Below are 17287 nucleotides of genomic sequence, written 5' to 3' on the forward strand. Positions count from 1 at the left end.
AAGCATCGTACGGTCGCTCCCCCGACGTCCCGAAACCGAAACCGGCGCGCCACCAGCGCATTCACCCGACGCATGCAACGCGGGCACTCACCCCGGGCGCTCATCCGCGCGTTCACCCGCGCTTGGGCACCGGCACCCTCATGAGATCGTGCGCCACCGTCAGCTCCCCCTCGAACCCGGCGGCCCGGGCCTGCCGCTCGAACTCCTCGGGTTCGGAGTACCGCTGGCTGAAGTGGGTGAGCACGAGATGCCGCACACCCGCGTCCGCCGCGACCCGCCCGGCCTGACCGGCGGTCAGATGACCGTGGTCGGTGGCCAGTCGTACGTCCTCGTCGAGGAACGTGGACTCGATGACGAGCATGTCGCAGCCCGCGGCGAGCGCGTGCACGCCGTCGCAGAGGCGGGTGTCCATGACGAAGGCGAACCGCTGCCCGCGCCGCACCTCGCTGACCTCGTCGAGGGTGACCCCGCCGACCGAACCCTCCCGCTGGAGGCGTCCGACGTCGGGCCCCGTGATCCCGTGTGCGGCGAGCCGCTCCGGCAGCATGCGCCGGCCGTCCGGTTCGACCAGCCGGTAGCCGAAGCTCTCCACGGGGTGGGAGAGCCGCCGGGTCTCCAGGGTGTAGGAGGCGGTGGTGGCGAGCACCCCGTCGGCGTCGACGGGGGCCTCGGTGAGGGCGACGGTCTCGCGGTACGCGGTGGCGTACCGGAGCCGGTCGAAGAACCGCTGTCCGGAGCACGGGTAGTGCGCGGTGATCTCGTGCGGCACCCGGTCGAGGTTGATGCGCTGGATCACGCCGGCGAGGCCGAGGGAGTGGTCGCCGTGGAAGTGCGTGACGCAGAGCCGGTTCAGGTCGTGCGCGGCGACCCCGGCGCGGAGCAGCTGCCGCTGGGTTCCCTCGCCGGGGTCGAAGAGCAGGCCCTCGCCGTCCCAGCGCAGCAGATAGCCGTTGTGGTTGCGGTGCCGGGTAGGGACCTGGCTGGCGGTACCGAGGACCACCAGTTCACGTACGGACAAAGCGGGGTGCCGTCCTTACCCGGGAGGCCACGTCAGGCCGCGTCCGCCCAGGATGTGGGCGTGCGTGTGGAAGACGGTCTGTCCGGCGCCGCTGCCGGTGTTGAACACGATCCGGTAGCTGTCCAGCTTCTCCTCGGCGGCGATCTCCCCGGCCTCGCGCAGCACGTCGGCCGCGAGCGCCGGTTCGGCGGCGGCGAGTGCGGCCGCGTCGGCGTGGTGGGCCTTGGGGATCACCAGTATGTGGGTGGGGGCCTGCGGGTTGATGTCCCGGAAGGCGAGGGTGGTGTCGGTCTCCCGCACCACGGTCGCCGGGATCTGCCCCGCGACGATCTTGCAGAACAGGCAGTCGTCCTGCGGCTGTCCCGACATGCGTGTGCCTCCTCGCGCCCGCTGATCAGTGTCGACGGCATCGTAGCGGCCCGCCGGTCCCGCGGCCCGTGCGGAGCGGTCCTCGCCGGCGGGCCACCGCCGGGCGAGGACCGCGGCGGGTCACAACTCGGGCAGCGCGGGCGCGGACTTGGCCGGGTTCTCGGCGAGCGCCGCCAGCGCGATGCGGATCGCCTCGTCCAGCTGGACGTCACGTCCGGCCGCGTGGTCCTGGGGCCGCTGGACGACCTCGACGTCCGGATCGACGCCGTGGTTCTCGACGCCCCACCCGTAACCCTCCAGCCAGATCGCGTACTTGGGCTGGGTGACCAGGGTGCCGTCGACGAGCCGGTAGCGGCTGTCGATGCCGACCACGCCGCCCCAGGTCCGCGTGCCGACCACGGGGCCGATGCCGAGCGCCTTGACCGCCGCGTTGACGATGTCGCCGTCCGAGCCGGAGAACTCGTTGGCGACCACCACGACGGGGCCGCGCGGCGCGTCCTCGGGGTAGCTGGAGGGGCGCAGCCCGCGGGGCACGTCCCAGCCGACGATGCGGCGGGCGAGCTTCTCGACGACCAGCTGGGAGGTGTGTCCGCCGCGGTTCTCGCGGACGTCGACGACGAGTCCCTCGCGGGCCACCTCGACGCGCAGGTCGCGGTGGATCTGGGCCCAGCCGGGCGCCTGCATGTCCGGCACGTGCAGATAGCCGAGGCGTCCGCCGGACTTCTCGTGGACGTGGGCGCGGCGGTCGGCGACCCAGGCGTGGTAGCGCAGCGGCTCCTCGTCGTCGAGGGGGACGACCACCGCGTGCCGCGGGTCGCCGCCGCCGGACGGGGAGACGGTCAGCTCGACCGGTTTGTTCGCCGTCCCGACGAGGAGCGGTCCGGGGCCGGCCACCGGGTCGACCGGCCGGCCGCCGACCGCGACGACGGCGTCCCCCGCGCGGACGGCGACTCCGGGAGCGGCGAGCGGCGCCTGCGCGCGCGGGTCGGAGGTCTCCGAGGGCAGGATCCGGTCGATGCGCCAAGTGCCGTCGTCGTGGCGGGAGATGTCCGCTCCGAGCAGTCCCTGGGCGGGTGACCCGCCGTTCCGGCCGCGGGGAGTGACGTAGGCGTGCGAGGTGCCGAGTTCCCCCTGTACCTCCCAGAGGAGGTCGACCAGGTCGTCGTGGGTGGCGACGCGCTCCAGGACCGGCCGGTACCGGGCGAGGATCCCGTCCCAGTCGACGCCGCCGAGGTCGGGACGCCAGAAGTTGTCCCGCATGAGGCGGCCGGTCTCCTCGTACATCTGCCGCCACTCGGCGGCCGGGTCGACGCTCTGGTGGACCCGGGAGAGGTCGACGGTGATGTTGCTGTCGCTGTCGTCGTCGTGCGAGGCGCGGCGGTCGCTCGGTACGACCTTGAGCTTGCCGTCGGTCCACAGCAGGACCCGCTTGCCGTCGCCGCTGACCGTGAAGTGGTCGGCGTCCGCGGCGAGATGCTCGACGCGCTGCTGGAGGAGGTCGTACCGCTCCAGGTCGCTGCCGGGGTCCGGGTGGCCGGGGGTGGCGCGGGAGGCACCGAGCACTCCGCGCACCGGGTGGCGCAGCCACAGCAGGCCGTCCTTGGCGGCCCGCAGCCCGGAGTAGCGGGCGGCCTCTACGGGGAACGGCACGATGCGGTCGCCGAGTCCTTCGAGGTCGATCCGGGTGGCCGGGGCGCCTTCGCTGTCGGGTGTCTCGTCCTTGCCGGGGGCCTCGAAGGGGCGGCCGTGGCGCTGCGGGCCGAAGGGCGAGGGGGTGGTCGCGGCCAGCGTGATGAGGTGGGGCCGGGCGCCGCCGACGAAGGCGAGGTCGAAGACGTGCTCGTCGTAGACGGGGTCGAAGGACCGCGCCGACAGAAAGGCGAGGTGCCTGCCGTCGAGGGTGAACGCGGGCGCGTAGTCCCGGAAGCGCAGCGGGGTCGCCTCGGTCACCGACAGGTCGGCGGTGTTGGCGAGCTTGAGCTGGCGCAGCGGGCGCGGGCCGGGGTGCGACCAGGCGAGCCAGGCGGAGTCGGGCGAGAAGACGAGCCCGGAGGCCTCGCCGTCCTCGCCGCGGTCGACCTCCCTGACCTCTCCCGTCTCCCGCTCGACGAGCAGGACGCGCCCGTCGTGGGCGGCGACGGCGGCGCGGCTGCCGTCGGGTGCCATGGCGAGCCCGAGGACCCGGCCCAGCCGGCCGGCGGCGAGGCGGCGCGGGGCGGCGCCGGGCGCGGCCCCGGTGGCGGGCGCGAACTCGAGGGCGTCGTCGCCCTCGGCGTCCGTCACCCACACCACGTACTCCTCGCCGTCGGCGCGGAAGGTGCGCGGCAGCCGGGCACGTACGCCGGGTTCGGCGGCGAGCGCGCGGGCGGGACCGGCGCGGTGGGTGATCCAGTGGACGGCGCCGCGCACGGAGATCGCGCTGCCGCGTCCGGTGTGGTCGGGCGCGCCCGCGCCGAACCAGCGGGCCGCGTCGACGGGGTGCGGCTGGAGGTCGACGCGCCGGCCGCCGGTCCGGACGTCGAGCCTGCGCGCTCCGGCGCCGTCGAGGTCGTCGAGGAGCCACAGTTCACCGGCGGACGCGTAGACGATCCGGGTGCCGTCGGTGGCGGCGTGCCGGGCGTAGAAGCCGTCGACACCGGTGTGCCGGCGCAGGTCGGAGCCGTCGGCGAGCGAGGAGTACACGGCTCCGACGCCTTCGTGGTCGGACAGGAACGCGACGCGCTCCCCCACCCACATCGGGTATTCGACGTTGCCGTCGAGGTCCTCGTGCAGCCGGACGAACTCGCCGTCGCCGTCGCGGTCGATCCACAGCTTGCCCGCCGTGCCGCCGCGGTAGCGCTTCCACCAGGCGGCCTCGCGGCCCATGGGGGCGGACAGCAGGACGGTGCCGGGTCCCCCGCGGGCGACGTCGCCGACGGGCCCGTACGGGAGGGTGGCGGCGGGTCCGCCGTCGAGCGGGACGGCGCGGGCCCAGCTGCGCCGCAGGGAGGCCTGTCCCGCCGTGCTGAGGGCGAGGACGTGTCCTTCCGGGGTCCAGCCGCGGACCTGGGTCCGGTCGCTGCCCCAGTGGGTGAGCCGCTTGGCGGGCCCGCCGTCCAGGGGGGCCGCGTGCACCTCGGGGGCTCCGTCCCGGGTGGAGGTCCAGGCGACGGTGATGCCGTCCGGGGAGATGCGCGGATGGTTCACCGGGACGTTGTCGGCGCTGACCCGCCAGGCGCGGCCCCCGGTGTCGAGCGGGGCGGCCCAGACGTCGTCCTCGGCGGTGAAGACGACGTGGTCGCCGTGCAGATGGGGGAACCGGAGGTACGCGGGGGGTTCGGACTGTGTCACCCGGTCACCCTATGCAGCGTCCGGCCGCCCCGGCAGGGGTTTGGATCACTTGCCGTTCCGCGCACGTGCGGCTCACTTGCCCTGGACGGGACGGCAGGAGGGGTAGTTCTCGCACCAGATGGTCTGGGTCTCGGTGACGGTCACGGTGGATCCGGGCCGCTGGGGGTCGTACGAGACGGGCGGGGTGCCGGCGGCGTCGCAGTTGCCCAGCACACTGACACGGAAGCGCTGTTTGCCGCCGACCTTGGCGGTCAGGTCGCCCCGTACGCACTTGCCGTCGATCTCGCGGGTGACCTTGCCCGTGATGGTGATGTCCTGCCCGCTGCGGGTCTCCCCCTGGCAGTCGACGTCGGCCACGGTGCGCACGGTCGGCGAGGGCGACTTCCCGGGCGTGAAGGCCTTGTTGCCGTCGCCGTAGTTGCCGGTGCAGCTCAGCCACTGCACGTCGACGCCCCGGCGCTCCAGTTCCCTGGTGCCTGCCTGGTCGGTCGTGTACGCGGCCGACGCGGCGCTCAGCCCGCCACCCGGTTCGCAGGCGGCCGCCCCGAACACCGCGACCACGCCCAACCCGACCGCGCCGAACATCCGCCTGCCGGCCGCCCCTTGCCTGGAAAGCCTCATAACGCCCATGCACGGCAGCGTGCCACCGTCCCGGGCCCGGCGGTAGACCGCATGCGGCCAGTTGCCGTGTCAGCCGTACGGCAGGAGCCGCTGTGGAACCGGTGCGGAACCGGCGCGGTCAGGACCAGCGGCCGGTGCGGCCCAGCAGCAGAGCGGTCGCCGCGGTCCCGGCGGTGGAGGTGCGCAGCACGCTGCGCCCCAGCCGGTACGCCTTGGCGCCCGACTCGGAGAACAGCGTCAACTCCTCGGGGGAGACGCCGCCTTCGGGGCCGACGACCAGCACGATCTCGCCGGAGGCGGGGAGTTCGGCGGTCGCCAGCGGCTCGCTGCCGTACGCGCGGTCCTCGTGCAGCACCGCCGCGAGTTCCGCCGTGGCGAGAAGCGCGCCGACCTGCTTGGTCGTCATGACGTCCGTGACCTCCGGGAAACGCACGCGGCGGGACTGCTTGCCGGCCTCCCGGGCGGTGGCCCGCCACTTGGCGAGCGCCTTCAGCCCCCGGTCGCCCTTCCACTGCGTGATGCAGCGGGAGGCGGCCCACGGGACGACGCGGTCCACGCCCGTCTCGGTCATGGTCTCGACGGCCAGCTCACCGCGGTCGCCCTTGGGAAGGGCCTGCACGACGGTGATGCGGGGGGACTCCTCGGGCTCCTCGGCGACCGCGCCCAGGTGGACGATCAGCCGGTCCTTGCCCTCGGTGTCCGTCACGACGCACTGCGCCCAGCGGCCCGCCCCGTCGGTGAGGACGACGTCCTCACCGGCCCGCAGCCGCTTCACGGAGACCGCGTGCCGTCCTTCGGGACCGTCGAGCACATAGCGTCCGCCGGGGCCGGCGGCGAGGTCCTCGGCCACGAACACCGGCGCGGTCATCGGTCCGTGCCCCCGGGGAGCGACGACAACGCTGTCTTCGCGGCGTCGAGTTCGGCGGCCAGCACCTCCACCAGCTGCGCGGCGGGCAGTTCGCGTGCCATGCGGTGGCCCTGGCCCGCCCACAGCGCCATGCCCTGGGGGTCGCCCGCCTTGGCCGCCGCCTTGCGCAGCGGGGAGGTGAGGTGGTGGACCTCGGGGTAGGCGGCGGGGGCGTACGGGCCGTGCTCACGCATGAAGCGGTTGACCAGACCGCGGGCCGGCCGCCCGGAGAACGCCCGCGTCAGCTCGGTACGGACGAACAGGGGGTTGGTCAGCGCCTGCTTGTGCACGGGCGCGGCACCGGACTCCGGGGTGGCGACGAACGCCGTGCCGAGCTGGGCCGCGCTCGCGCCCTCGGCGAGCACCGCGGCGATCTGCGCGCCGCGCATGATGCCGCCGGCCGCCACGATCGGCAGACTGACGCTCTCCCGGACCTGGGCCACCAGCGAGAGCAGTCCGATGCCGGCGCCGTCCGCCTCCGGGGTGTCCCGGTGGGTGCCCTGGTGGCCGCCCGCCTCGACGCCCTGCACGATCACGACGTCCGCGCCCGCCCGCTGCACGGCCTGGGCCTCCTCGGCCGTGGTCGCCGTGACCATGGTCACGGTGCCGACGCGGGCGAAGGAGGCGAGCACCTCGGGCGTGGGGCAGCCGAAGTGGAAGGAGACCACCGGCACGGGATTGTCGAGGAGGACGGCGAGCTTGATGTCGTAACCGTCGTCGCGGCCGCTGTCGGGGTCGCCGAGCTCGGTGTCGTACCAGCCGGCCTCACCGGCGAGCTGGTGGGCGTAGACGTCGACGGCGGCCGGGTCCGCGTGCTCCTGCTGCGGCATGAAGAGGTTCACGCCGAAGGGGCGGCCGGTGAGGCCGCGCAGCTGCTTGATCTCCTGGTACATGCCGTCGGCCGTCTTGTATCCGGCGGCGAGGAAGCCCAGCCCGCCGGCCTCGGACACGGCGGCGGCCAGCTGCGGTACGGAGACGCCGCCCGCCATGGGGGCCTGCACGATCGGACACCGAAGGAGATCGGTCAGCGCGGAGGACATGACGGCATGGTGTCACGTCCCCCGGACAAGTCCGAATCCGGCGGCCACCCGGCACAGGCCACCGGAATGTGTCTCTCCGGGGGCTTCACACCCACCGGGGCGCCGACAGGGGCCGGACGCGTGGGGCCAGGACCCGACGGGCCGTGCGGGCAGGCCCCGAGGGCCTGCCCGGAGCGCCGTCAGCGGCCGTTGAACGCGTCCTTCAGCCGCGAGAACAGTCCCTGCTGGCCCGGCTGGAACTGCCCCGTGGGCCGCTCCTCACCGCGCAGCTTCGCCAGTTCCCGCAGCAGGCGCTCCTGCTCCGCGTCCAGCTTGGACGGGGTCATGACCTCGACGTGGACGATCAGGTCGCCCCGGCCGCCGCCGCGCAGATGCGTGACACCGCGGGCGTGCAGCGGGATCGACTGTCCGGACTGGGTGCCCGGGCGGATGTCGACCTCCTCCAGGCCGTCCAGGGTCTCCAGCGGCACCTTCGTGCCGAGGGACGCCGCCGTCATCGGGAGGGTCACCGTGCAGTGCAGGTCGTCGCCGCGGCGCTGGAACTGCGCGTGCGGCAGCTCGTGGATCTCCACGTACAGGTCACCGGCGGGGCCGCCGCCGGGGCCGACCTCGCCCTCGCCCGCGAGCTGGATCCGCGTGCCGTTGTCGACACCGGCCGGGATCTTCACGGTCAGGGTCCGGCGCGAGCGCACCCGCCCGTCGCCCGCGCACTCCGGGCACGGCGTCGGCACCACCGTGCCGAAGCCCTGGCACTGGGGACAGGGGCGGGACGTCATGACCTGGCCCAGGAAGGACCGCGTGACCTGGGACACCTCGCCGCGACCGCGGCACATGTCACAGGTCTGCGCGGAGGTCCCGGGGGCCGCGCCCTCGCCGCTGCACGTGGTGCACACCACGGCCGTGTCGACCTGGATGTCCTTGGTCGTGCCGAAGGCCGCCTCGTCGAGGTCGATCTCCAGCCGGATCATGGCGTCCTGGCCCCGGCGCGTACGCGACCGCGGGCCGCGCTGCGACGCCGTGCCGAAGAACGCGTCCATGATGTCCGAGAAGTTCCCGAAGCCGCCGGCGCCGAAGCCGCCCGCGCCCGCGCCGCCGCTCTGCGAGAGCGGGTCGCCGCCGAGGTCGTAGACCTGCTTCTTCTGCGGGTCCGACAACACCTCGTAGGCGGCGTTGATCTCCTTGAAGCGCTCCTGCGTCTTCGGATCGGGATTGACGTCCGGATGCAGCTCGCGGGCGAGCCTCCGGAACGCCTTCTTGATCTCGTCCTGGGAAGCGTCGCGGCGCACGCCGAGTACGGCGTAGTAGTCCGTGGCCACCTACGACTCCGCCAGGATCTGTCCGACGTACCGTGCCACTGCGCGTACCGCTCCCATCGTTCCCGGGTAATCCATGCGGGTCGGTCCGACCACGCCGAGTTTTGCGACTGCCTCGCCGCCCGAACCGTAGCCGACCGAGACCACGGACGTGGAGTTGAGTCCCTCGTGGACGTTCTCGCGACCGATCCGTACGGTCATGCCCGAATCCGTCGACTCCCCCAGCAGCTTGAGAAGCACGACCTGCTCCTCGAGTGCTTCGAGGACCGGCCGGATCGTGAGGGGGAAATCATGTCCGAAGCGGGTGAGATTGGCGGTGCCGCCGATCATCAGCCGCTCCTCGTTCTCCTCGACGAGCGCCTCCAGCAGCGTGGAGAGCACCGTCGAGACCGTACCGCGGTCCTCGGTCTCGAAGGCCTCCGGCAGATCCTGCACCAACTGCGGGACATCCGCGAAACGGCGGCCCGCGACCCGGCTGTTGAGCCGGGCCCGCAGATCCGCCAGGGACGTCTCACCGAAGGGCGCCGGGCAGTCGATCATGCGCTGCTCGACCCGGCCGGTGTCCGTGATGAGCACCAGCATCACGCGGGCCGGGGCCAGCGAGAGCAGCTCCACGTGCCGCACCGTCGAGCGCGTGAGCGAGGGGTACTGGACGACGGCGACCTGCCGGGTGAGCTGCGCGAGCAGCCGCACCGTGCGCCCCACGACGTCGTCGAGGTCGACGGCGCCGTCGAGGAAGTTCTGGATGGCGCGGCGCTCGGGCGCGGTCATCGGCTTGACGCCGGCGAGCTTGTCGACGAAGAGGCGGTAGCCCTTGTCGGTGGGGATGCGCCCGGCGCTGGTGTGCGGCTGGGCGATGTACCCCTCGTCCTCCAGGGCGGCCATGTCGTTGCGGACGGTGGCCGGGGAGACCCCCAGTTGGTGGCGCTCGGTCAGCGCCTTGGAGCCGACCGGCTCCTCCGTCCCGACGTAGTCCTGGACGATGGCGCGCAGCACCTCGAGCCTGCGTTCACTGAGCATCGCGCACACCTCCAGATGTCGGCACCGTGGTCGTCGCGGCGTTCTCCCCTGGCACTCAGCGCGTGCGAGTGCCAGCGTTCCCCGGCTCAGTGTACGGCGGGGAGGTACGACCCCGGCAAGGGCGGGCCCGTGACGCCCTCGCCGCGGGGTGGGACGTGTCCCGCCATGTCGCGCCGTCGTACCCCGTTGCCGCTAGCGTCGCCGTGTGAAGGTGACTTGGGAAGAGGCGGGGTGGGAGCGGCTCGCCCCGCGGGTCGGACGGTGCCGCCTGCCGGGCTGGGACTGCACCACGGGGCTCGTGGTCGGCGAGGGCGCCGCGCTCCTGATCGACGCGGGGTCGAGCCTGGCGGAGGGCGCGCGGCTGCGGGCCGAGGCCGGGCGGCTCCTCGGCAGCGGGCTGCGTGTGACACACCTCGCACTCACCCATCCCCACTTCGACCACGTCTTCGGCGCCGCCGCCTTCTCCGGGGTGGAGGTGTTCGGCGCGGTGGGCCTGGACACGGTCCTCGACCACGGGCGCGAGGAACTGCGCGCGGACGCCGTGCGCAACGGTCTGGACCCGCGTGGCGCGGCCGAGGCGGCGGATCTGCTCGTCCGCCCCCGGCACCTCGTGTCCGGCGAGTGGACCCTCGGGCTGGGCGGCGGGGCGCAGGTCCTGCTGGCGAACGTGGGTCCCGGCCACACCGGGCACGACCTGGCGGTGCTCGTACCGGGAGCGGGCGGTCCGGAGGTCGTCTTCTGCGGCGACCTGGTGGAGGAGTCGGGTGAGCCCCAGGCCGGCCCGGACGCCGTTCCGTCCCACTGGCCGGCGGCCCTGGACCGGCTGCTGGACCTCGGGGGCGAGGACGCCGTGTACGTGCCGGGGCACGGGGCCGCGGTCGACGCGGCGTTCGTCCGGGCCCAGCGGGACGCGCTGGCCGCCCGCTTCGGCGTGTCGTAGGCGCGGTCGGGGGCTCCGGCGCTCGACTTCTCCTATCGTCATCCGAATGCGCCAGTACTCTCCGGACCTGACCCCGCCGTGGAAGAAGCCCAAGCCCGTGCCCGAGGTCCCGGCCGATCCCGGTCTGGTGGTGGAGGAGCCCGGCACCGGTTTCTGCGGTGCCGTGATCCGCTGCGAGGCGGGCACGGTGACGCTGGAGGACCGCTTCGGCAAGCACCGGGTGTTCCCGCTGGAGCCGCGGGGCTTCCTGCTGGAGGGCAGGGCGGTCACCCTGGTCCGTCCGGCCGCCGGACCGGCCCGCCCCAGCCGCACCGCCTCCGGTTCGGTCGCCGTGCCCGGCGCCCGCGCCCGCGTGGCCCGGGCCGGCCGCATCTACGTCGAGGGCCGGCACGACGCCGAGCTCGTGGAGCGGGTGTGGGGCGACGACCTGCGCATCGAGGGCGTCGTCGTCGAGTACCTGGAGGGCGTCGACGACCTGCCGTCCGTCGTCGAGGAGTTCGGTCCCGGACCGGACGCCCGGCTCGGCGTCCTCGTCGACCACCTGGTCCCCGGCTCGAAGGAGTTCCGGATCGCCGAGGCGGTCACCAGCGAGCACGCGCTCGTGGTCGGCCATCCGTACATCGACATCTGGGAGGCCGTGAAGCCGCCCTCGGTCGGCATCCCCGCGTGGCCCCGGGTCCCGCGCGGCCAGGACTGGAAGACCGGCGTCTGCCGCGCCCTGGGCTGGCCGGAGAACACCGGCGCGGCCTGGCAGCACATCCTGTCCCGCGTCCGCTCCTACAAGGACCTGGAGCCGGAACTCCTGGGCCGCGTGGAAGAACTCATCGACTTCGTCACGGCCCCGGAGTAGCCCGCGCCGGCGGCGGAGCCCGCAGACCGGAGTTCGCGGCCCGTCCGTCGCTTGAGGACGAGCGCGAAGCGCGATGGCGCAGGCCGGGAGCGAGGCCGGGATTTCCAGCCCGTCCGGCACTTGAGGACGAGCGCGCAGCGCGATGGCGCAGGCCGGGAGCGAGGCCGGGATTTCCAGCCCGTCCGGCGCTTGAGGACGAGCGCGCAGCGCGACACCCCGGGCCCGGAGGCGGAGCCCGCAGGCCGGGAGCGAGGCTGGATTTTCAGCCCGTCCGGCGTTTGAGGACGAGCGCGCAGCGCGATGGCGTAGGCCGGGAGGGAGGCGGGAGTTTTCAGCCCGTCCGGCGCTTGAGGACGAGCGCGCAGCGCGACACCCCGGGCCCGGAGGCGGAGCCCGCAGGCCGCGAGCGAGGCCGGGATTTCCAGCCCGTCCGGCGTTTGAGGACGAGGCCGTCAGGCCGATACGGGGGTCCGGGGGCAGCGCCCCCGGGGTCAGTCCACCAGGTCGCGGACCACCGCGTCCGCGAGCAACCGCCCCCGCAGGGTGAGCACGGCCCGCCCGGCCCCGTACGGCCCGCTCTCGAGCAGCCCACCCGCCAGCGCACGCCGAGCCGCGGCCAGCCCGTCCGGCCGCAGCAGCTCCAGCGGACAGCCCTCCCGCAGCCGCAGCTCCAACAGGATCCGCTCGACCCGGCGGTCCTCCGCGGAGAGCAGCTCACGCCCCGCCCCGGGCGACCTCCCCGCGGCCAGCGCCCCGGCGTACGCGCCGGGATGCTTCACGTTCCACCAGCGCACCCCACCCACATGGCTGTGGGCCCCGGGCCCCGCGCCCCACCAGTCGGCGCCGCGCCAGTACAGCTCGTTGTGCAGGCAGCGCCCCGCGTCGGAGGTAGCCCAGTTCGAGACCTCGTACCAGTCGAAACCGGCCGCCGACAGCACCTCGTCGGCGATGAGGTACCGGTCCGCGTGGACGTCGTCGTCGGTCATCGGGACCTCGCCGCGACGGATGCGGCGGGCCAGCTGGGTGCCCTCCTCGACGATCAGCGCGTACGCCGAGACGTGGTCGGGTCCCGCACCGAGGGCCGCGTCGAGCGAGGCCCGCCAGTCCTCGTCGGTCTCCCCGGGGGTGCCGTAGATCAGGTCGAGGTTCACGTGGTCGAAGCCCGCCGCGCGCGCCTCGGCGACGCAGGCCTCGGGCCGGCCGGGCGTGTGCGTGCGGTCGAGCACCTTCAGGACGTGCTGCCGGGCGCTCTGCATGCCGAAGGAGATCCGGTTGAAGCCGCCGTCGCGCAGGGTGGCGAGGTAGGCGGGGTCGACCGATTCCGGGTTCGCCTCCGTGGTGATCTCCGCGTCGTCCGCGAGCCCGAACTCGTCGCGGATCGCGCCCAGCATCCGTACGAGATCGTCGGCGGCCAGCAGCGTGGGCGTCCCGCCGCCGACGAAGACCGTGCGGACGGGGCGCGGGTCGTCGCCGAGCACCTTGCGCGCGAGCTGGACCTCGTCGGTCAGCGTCGACGCGTAGTTGTCGCGGGAGGCGAGCACGCCTCCGCTGCCCCGCAGCTCGGTGGCCGTGTAGGTGTTGAAGTCGCAGTAGCCGCAGCGGGTCGCGCAGTACGGGACGTGGAGGTAGAAACCGAGAGCGCGCTCGGCGGCCCCGGCGAGGGCGTGCGCGGGCAGCGCCCCGTCGTCGGGGACGGGCTCACCGTCGGGGAGTGCGGAAGGCATGCCCTCCATTGTCCAGCACGCCGGCCGCGCCCCGTCCGCGTGCGCGGGCCCGGACGTCGCCGGACCCGCCGCACCCGGTGCTACGCCTCGCGCGAGCCCGCGTACATCTCGTCGATGAGGTGCTTGTACTCCCGCTCGACGACCGGACGCTTCAGCTTCAGGCTCGGGGTGATCTCCCCGTGCTCGACGTCCAGGTCGCGCGGCAGCAGCCGGAACTTCTTGATGGTCTGCCAGCGCTGGAGACCGTCGTTGAGCTCCTTCACGTAGCCCTCGACCATCGCGACCGTCACCGGGGCCGCGACGACCTCGGCGTACGACTTGCCCGCCAGCCCGTTGTCCTTCGCCCAGTCCAGGATCGACGGCTCGTCGAGGGCGATGAGCGCGGTGCAGAAGTTCCGGTCGGCTCCGTGCACGAGGATGTTGGAGACGTACGGGCACACGGCCTTGAACTGGCCCTCGACCTCGGCCGGCGCGATGTACTTGCCGCCGGACGTCTTGATGAGGTCCTTCTTGCGGTCGGTGATCCGCAGGTACCCGTCCGGGGACAGCTCGCCGATGTCGCCGGTGTGGAACCAGCCGTCGGACTCCAGCACCTCGGCGGTCTTCTCGGGCAGCCGGTGGTAGCCCTCCATGATGCCGGGGCCGCGCAGCAGGATCTCGCCGTCGTCCGCGATGCGCACCTCGGTGCCGGGCAGCGGCTTGCCGACGGTGCCGGTGCGGTAGGCCTCACCGGGGTTCACGAAGGAGGCGGCGGAGGACTCGGTGAGGCCGTAGCCCTCCAGGATGTGGATGCCGGCGCCGGCGAAGAAGTAGCCGATCTCCGGGGCGAGCGCGGCGCTGCCGGAGACGCAGGCGCGCAGGTTGCCGCCGAAGGCCTCGCGGATCTTGGCGAAGACGAGCCTGTCGGCGACCTTGTGCCTGGCGCCGAGAGCGAACGGGACGGAGGCGACACCGGTGCGCCGGAAGTTGTCCTGGCTGACCTTCGCGTACTCGCGGGCGACCTCGGCCGCCCACTGGAAGATCTTGTACTTGGCGCCGCCGCCGGCCCGCGCCTTGGCAGCGACCCCGTTGTAGACCTTCTCGAAGATGCGCGGCACGGCCGCCATGTACGTCGGGCGTACCACCGGCAGATTCTCGATGATCTTGTCCACCCGGCCGTCGACGGCGGTGACGTGACCGGCCTCGATCTGGCCCGAGGTGAGCACCTTGCCGAAGACGTGCGCGAGCGGCAGCCACAGGTACTGCACGTCTCCGCTGCTGATCAGCCCGGTGGCGACGGTCGCCTTGGCCATGTAGGCCCAGTTGTCGTGCGGCAGCCGGACGCCCTTGGGCCGGCCGGTGGTACCCGAGGTGTAGATCAGCGTGGCGAGCTGATCGGAGGTGATCGCACCGACCTTCTTCGTGATCAGGTCGGGGTTCTTCTCCAGGTACGCCGCGCCGCGCGCCTCCAGCTCGGCCAGCGACAGCACCCAGTCGCCCTCGTCCTCGGGGATGTCCACACCGGTGGGGTCGATCACCACGACATGGGCCAGCTCGGGCAGCTCGGCCCGCTTGGCGCGCGCCTTGGCGACCTGCGCGGCGTCCTCCGCGATCAGGACCCTGCTCTCCGAGTCGGAGAGGATGAACGCGGACTCCTCCGCGTTCGTCTGCGGATACACGGTCGTCGTGGCCGCGCCCGCGCACATGATGCCGAGGTCGGCGAGGATCCACTCGACCCGGGTCGAGGAGGCGAGCGCGACGCGCTGCTCCGGCTGAACCCCCAGCTCGATCAGGCCGGCCGCGATGGCGTAGACCCGCTCGGCCGCCTGCGCCCAGCTCAGCGACTTCCACTCGTCCGGGCCCCCGCCGGCGGCCGCGGGCACGGGGTAGCGGTAGGCCTCGGCGTCGGGCGTGGCCGCCACGCGCTCCAGGAAGACGGCCGCCACGGAGGGCGGACGGTTCTCGATCAGGGTCTGTGTGTCGCTCACGACATCCTCCGGGGCCCGCGACAGTGCGTGCGACTGGCTCGGTCGACTGCTGTGCGGCTGGCTGGTTGCGGCTGTGTTGTCGTCACTCACGACGCCTTGTTTAACTCGTGAGTAACTACCGAGCAGAGATCAGAGTAAGGCCCGACCGGCCGGTACGTAAGGGGCAGCGGCCTGTCACTTCCTACAGAGAGCAACCGGCCGCATGCGCAAGGGGGCCCGCCGCGCACGCGCGGAACAGGCCCCCTGCACCCGGTCCGTTTCCGGGCTTTGTCCCTGTATGGACAGCTGCTTCTCGGCCGTACGGGCTACTTCTTGGCCTTGCCCGAGCCGGCGTTCTCGTCACTGGAGAGCACGGCGATGAAGGCCTCCTGCGGAACCTCCACGGATCCCACCATCTTCATCCGCTTCTTGCCCTCCTTCTGCTTCTCCAGCAGCTTCCGCTTCCGGGAGATGTCACCGCCGTAGCACTTGGCGAGGACGTCCTTGCGGATGGCGCGGATGGTCTCGCGGGCGATGACCCGCGAACCGATGGCGGCCTGGACGGGGATCTCGAAGGCCTGGCGCGGGATCAGCTCGCGCAGCTTGGCGACGAGCCGTACTCCGTAGGCGTAGGCCGCGTCCCGGTGCGTGACGGCGGAGAAGGCGTCGACGCGGTCGCCGTGGAGCAGGATGTCGACCTTCACCAGCTGGGCGTCCTGCTCGCCGGTGGGCTCGTAGTCCAGGGACGCGTAGCCGCGGGTCTTGGACTTCAGGTTGTCGAAGAAGTCGAAGACGATCTCGGCGAGGGGCAGCGTGTAGCGGATCTCGACGCGGTCCTCGGAGAGGTAGTCCATCCCGAGAAGAGTGCCGCGACGGGTCTGGCAGAGTTCCATGATCGAGCCGATGAACTCGCTGGGGGCGAGGATCGTGGCCCGGACGACCGGCTCGAAGACCTTGTCGATCTTGCCCTCGGGGAACTCGCTCGGGTTGGTGACCGTGTGCTCCTTCCCGTCCTCCATGATCACGCGGTAGACCACGTTGGGCGCGGTGGCGATGAGTTCGAGGTTGAACTCGCGCTCCAGGCGCTCACGGATGACGTCGAGGTGCAGCAGGCCGAGGAAGCCGACGCGGAAGCCGAAGCCGAGGGCCGCGGAGGTCTCGGGCTCGTAGACCAGGGCCGCGTCGTTGAGCTGGAGCTTGTCCAGCGCCTCACGCAGGTCGGGGTAGTCCGAGCCGTCCAGGGGATAGAGGCCGGAGAAGACCATCGGCTTGGGGTCCTTGTACCCGCCGAGGGCTTCGGTGGCGCCCTTCTCCTTGCTGGTGATCGTGTCACCGACCTTGGACTGACGGACGTCCTTCACGCCGGTGATGATGTAGCCCACCTCACCGACGCCGATGCCGTCGGCCGGGGTCATCTCGGGGGACGAGACACCGATCTCCAGCAGCTCGTGCGTGGCGCCGGTCGACATCATCTTGATGCGCTCGCGCTTGTTGAGCTGGCCGTCGATGACACGGACGTACGTGACCACGCCACGGTAGGAGTCATAGACCGAGTCGAAGATCATCGCGCGGGCGGGCGCGTCCGCGACGCCGACCGGGGCCGGGACGTCACGGACCACCCGGTCCAGCAGCGCGTCCACGCCGACGCCGGTCTTCGCCGAGACCTTGAGCACGTCCTCGGGCTGGCAGCCGATGAGATTGGCCAGCTCCTCGGAGAACTTCTCGGGCTGGGCGGCCGGCAGGTCGATCTTGTTCAGTACCGGGACGATGGTGAGGTCGTTCTCCATCGCCAGGTAGAGGTTGGCGAGGGTCTGCGCCTCGATGCCCTGGGCCGCGTCGACCAGGAGGACCGTGCCCTCACAGGCGGCGAGGGACCGCGAGACCTCATACGTGAAGTCGACGTGCCCGGGGGTGTCGATCATGTTGAGGATGTGGGTCCTGCCCGGGTCCTCGGTGGGCGCCCAGGGCAGCCGGACCGCCTGGGACTTGATCGTGATGCCGCGCTCGCGCTCGATGTCCATCCGGTCGAGGTACTGAGCACGCATCTGACGCTGCTCGACCACCCCGGTCAGCTGGAGCATCCGGTCGGCGAGCGTGGACTTGCCGTGGTCGATGTGCGCGATGATGCAGAAATTGCGGATCAGAGCCGGGGCGGTACGGCTCGGCTCGGGCACATGGTTAGGGGTCGCGGGCACGCAGGGTCCTGTCT

At 72.5% G+C, this 17287-nt stretch carries 13 protein-coding genes; 2 read left to right on the top strand and 11 right to left on the bottom strand.

Going from position 1 to position 17287, the window contains the following annotated elements; genetic code table 11:
- Positions 1-112 precede the first annotated feature (112 nt).
- The 8 genes from ACFYP4_RS06080 to hrcA all read right to left on the bottom strand — a co-directional run bounded on the left by ACFYP4_RS06080 (position 113) and on the right by hrcA (position 9618).
- The gene (locus ACFYP4_RS06080; RefSeq protein WP_388783223.1) at positions 113-1018 is read right to left on the bottom strand and encodes a ribonuclease Z; all 906 of its coding nucleotides are present in this window, start codon (positions 1016-1018) and stop codon (positions 113-115) included.
- Positions 1019-1033: 15 nt separating this feature from the next.
- On the bottom strand, positions 1034-1387 hold the full coding sequence (locus tag ACFYP4_RS06085; protein WP_358851033.1) for a histidine triad nucleotide-binding protein: 354 nt from the start codon (positions 1385-1387) through the stop codon (positions 1034-1036).
- Between the two features lie 120 nt (positions 1388-1507).
- Entirely contained in the window at positions 1508-4717 is a 3210-nt protein-coding gene (locus ACFYP4_RS06090) for a S41 family peptidase (protein ID WP_388783227.1), read from the bottom strand.
- Positions 4718-4789: 72 nt separating this feature from the next.
- On the bottom strand, positions 4790-5347 hold the full coding sequence (locus ACFYP4_RS06095; RefSeq protein WP_388783230.1) for a hypothetical protein: 558 nt from the start codon (positions 5345-5347) through the stop codon (positions 4790-4792).
- Positions 5348-5456: 109 nt separating this feature from the next.
- Entirely contained in the window at positions 5457-6206 is a 750-nt protein-coding gene (locus ACFYP4_RS06100) for a 16S rRNA (uracil(1498)-N(3))-methyltransferase (protein WP_388783232.1), read from the bottom strand.
- A complete protein-coding gene (locus ACFYP4_RS06105; protein WP_388783234.1) occupies positions 6203-7285 on the bottom strand; it encodes a nitronate monooxygenase in 1083 nt (360 codons plus the stop codon). The genes ACFYP4_RS06100 and ACFYP4_RS06105 overlap by 4 nt, the downstream gene beginning before the upstream one ends.
- 179 nt (positions 7286-7464) lie before the next feature.
- Complete coding sequence (dnaJ, locus tag ACFYP4_RS06110; RefSeq protein ID WP_358855901.1) at positions 7465-8601, bottom strand: molecular chaperone DnaJ; 1137 nt, start codon at positions 8599-8601, stop codon at positions 7465-7467.
- Positions 8602-9618 (bottom strand): heat-inducible transcriptional repressor HrcA, encoded by a 1017-nt coding sequence (gene hrcA / locus ACFYP4_RS06115; protein ID WP_358855900.1) that lies wholly within the window; start codon positions 9616-9618, stop codon positions 8602-8604. It abuts the gene before it with no gap.
- A 205-nt stretch (positions 9619-9823) separates the two neighbouring features.
- Here hrcA and ACFYP4_RS06120 point away from each other — a divergent pair, with 205 nt between their 5' ends.
- Positions 9824-10558, top strand: coding sequence for an MBL fold metallo-hydrolase (locus ACFYP4_RS06120; RefSeq protein WP_388783237.1), 735 nt, complete (start codon positions 9824-9826; stop codon positions 10556-10558).
- 46 nt (positions 10559-10604) lie between these two features.
- A complete protein-coding gene (locus ACFYP4_RS06125) occupies positions 10605-11408 on the top strand; it encodes a DUF3097 domain-containing protein (RefSeq protein WP_388783240.1) in 804 nt (267 codons plus the stop codon).
- 491 nt (positions 11409-11899) lie between these two features.
- Here the strand turns inward: ACFYP4_RS06125 and hemW are convergent, their stop codons facing one another.
- From hemW to lepA, 3 genes are all read right to left on the bottom strand, one after another.
- Positions 11900-13132, bottom strand: coding sequence for a radical SAM family heme chaperone HemW (gene hemW, locus ACFYP4_RS06130; protein WP_388783243.1), 1233 nt, complete (start codon positions 13130-13132; stop codon positions 11900-11902).
- 80 nt (positions 13133-13212) lie between these two features.
- Positions 13213-15099: an AMP-dependent synthetase/ligase gene (locus ACFYP4_RS06135; RefSeq protein WP_388783245.1), complete on the bottom strand. Its 1887-nt coding sequence runs from the start codon at positions 15097-15099 to the stop codon at positions 13213-13215.
- A gap of 305 nt (positions 15100-15404) precedes the next feature.
- On the bottom strand, positions 15405-17273 hold the full coding sequence (gene lepA / locus ACFYP4_RS06140) for a translation elongation factor 4 (RefSeq protein WP_358853740.1): 1869 nt from the start codon (positions 17271-17273) through the stop codon (positions 15405-15407).
- Positions 17274-17287 lie beyond the last annotated feature (14 nt).

The organism is Streptomyces sp. NPDC005551, from assembly GCF_042871785.1.
Classification (GTDB): Bacteria; Actinomycetota; Actinomycetes; order Streptomycetales; family Streptomycetaceae; genus Streptomyces.

Coding starts and splice junctions, on each gene's coding strand:
- ACFYP4_RS06095 (WP_388783230.1), bottom strand. CDS start 5,347: ATGGGCGTTATGAGGCTTTCCAGGCAAGGGGCGGCCGGCAGGCGGATG.
- ACFYP4_RS06085 (WP_358851033.1), bottom strand. CDS start 1,387: ATGTCGGGACAGCCGCAGGACGACTGCCTGTTCTGCAAGATCGTCGCG.
- hemW (WP_388783243.1), bottom strand. CDS start 13,132: ATGCCTTCCGCACTCCCCGACGGTGAGCCCGTCCCCGACGACGGGGCG.
- hrcA (WP_358855900.1), bottom strand. CDS start 9,618: ATGCTCAGTGAACGCAGGCTCGAGGTGCTGCGCGCCATCGTCCAGGAC.
- ACFYP4_RS06100 (WP_388783232.1), bottom strand. CDS start 6,206: ATGACCGCGCCGGTGTTCGTGGCCGAGGACCTCGCCGCCGGCCCCGGC.
- ACFYP4_RS06125 (WP_388783240.1), top strand. CDS start 10,605: ATGCGCCAGTACTCTCCGGACCTGACCCCGCCGTGGAAGAAGCCCAAG.
- ACFYP4_RS06105 (WP_388783234.1), bottom strand. CDS start 7,285: ATGTCCTCCGCGCTGACCGATCTCCTTCGGTGTCCGATCGTGCAGGCC.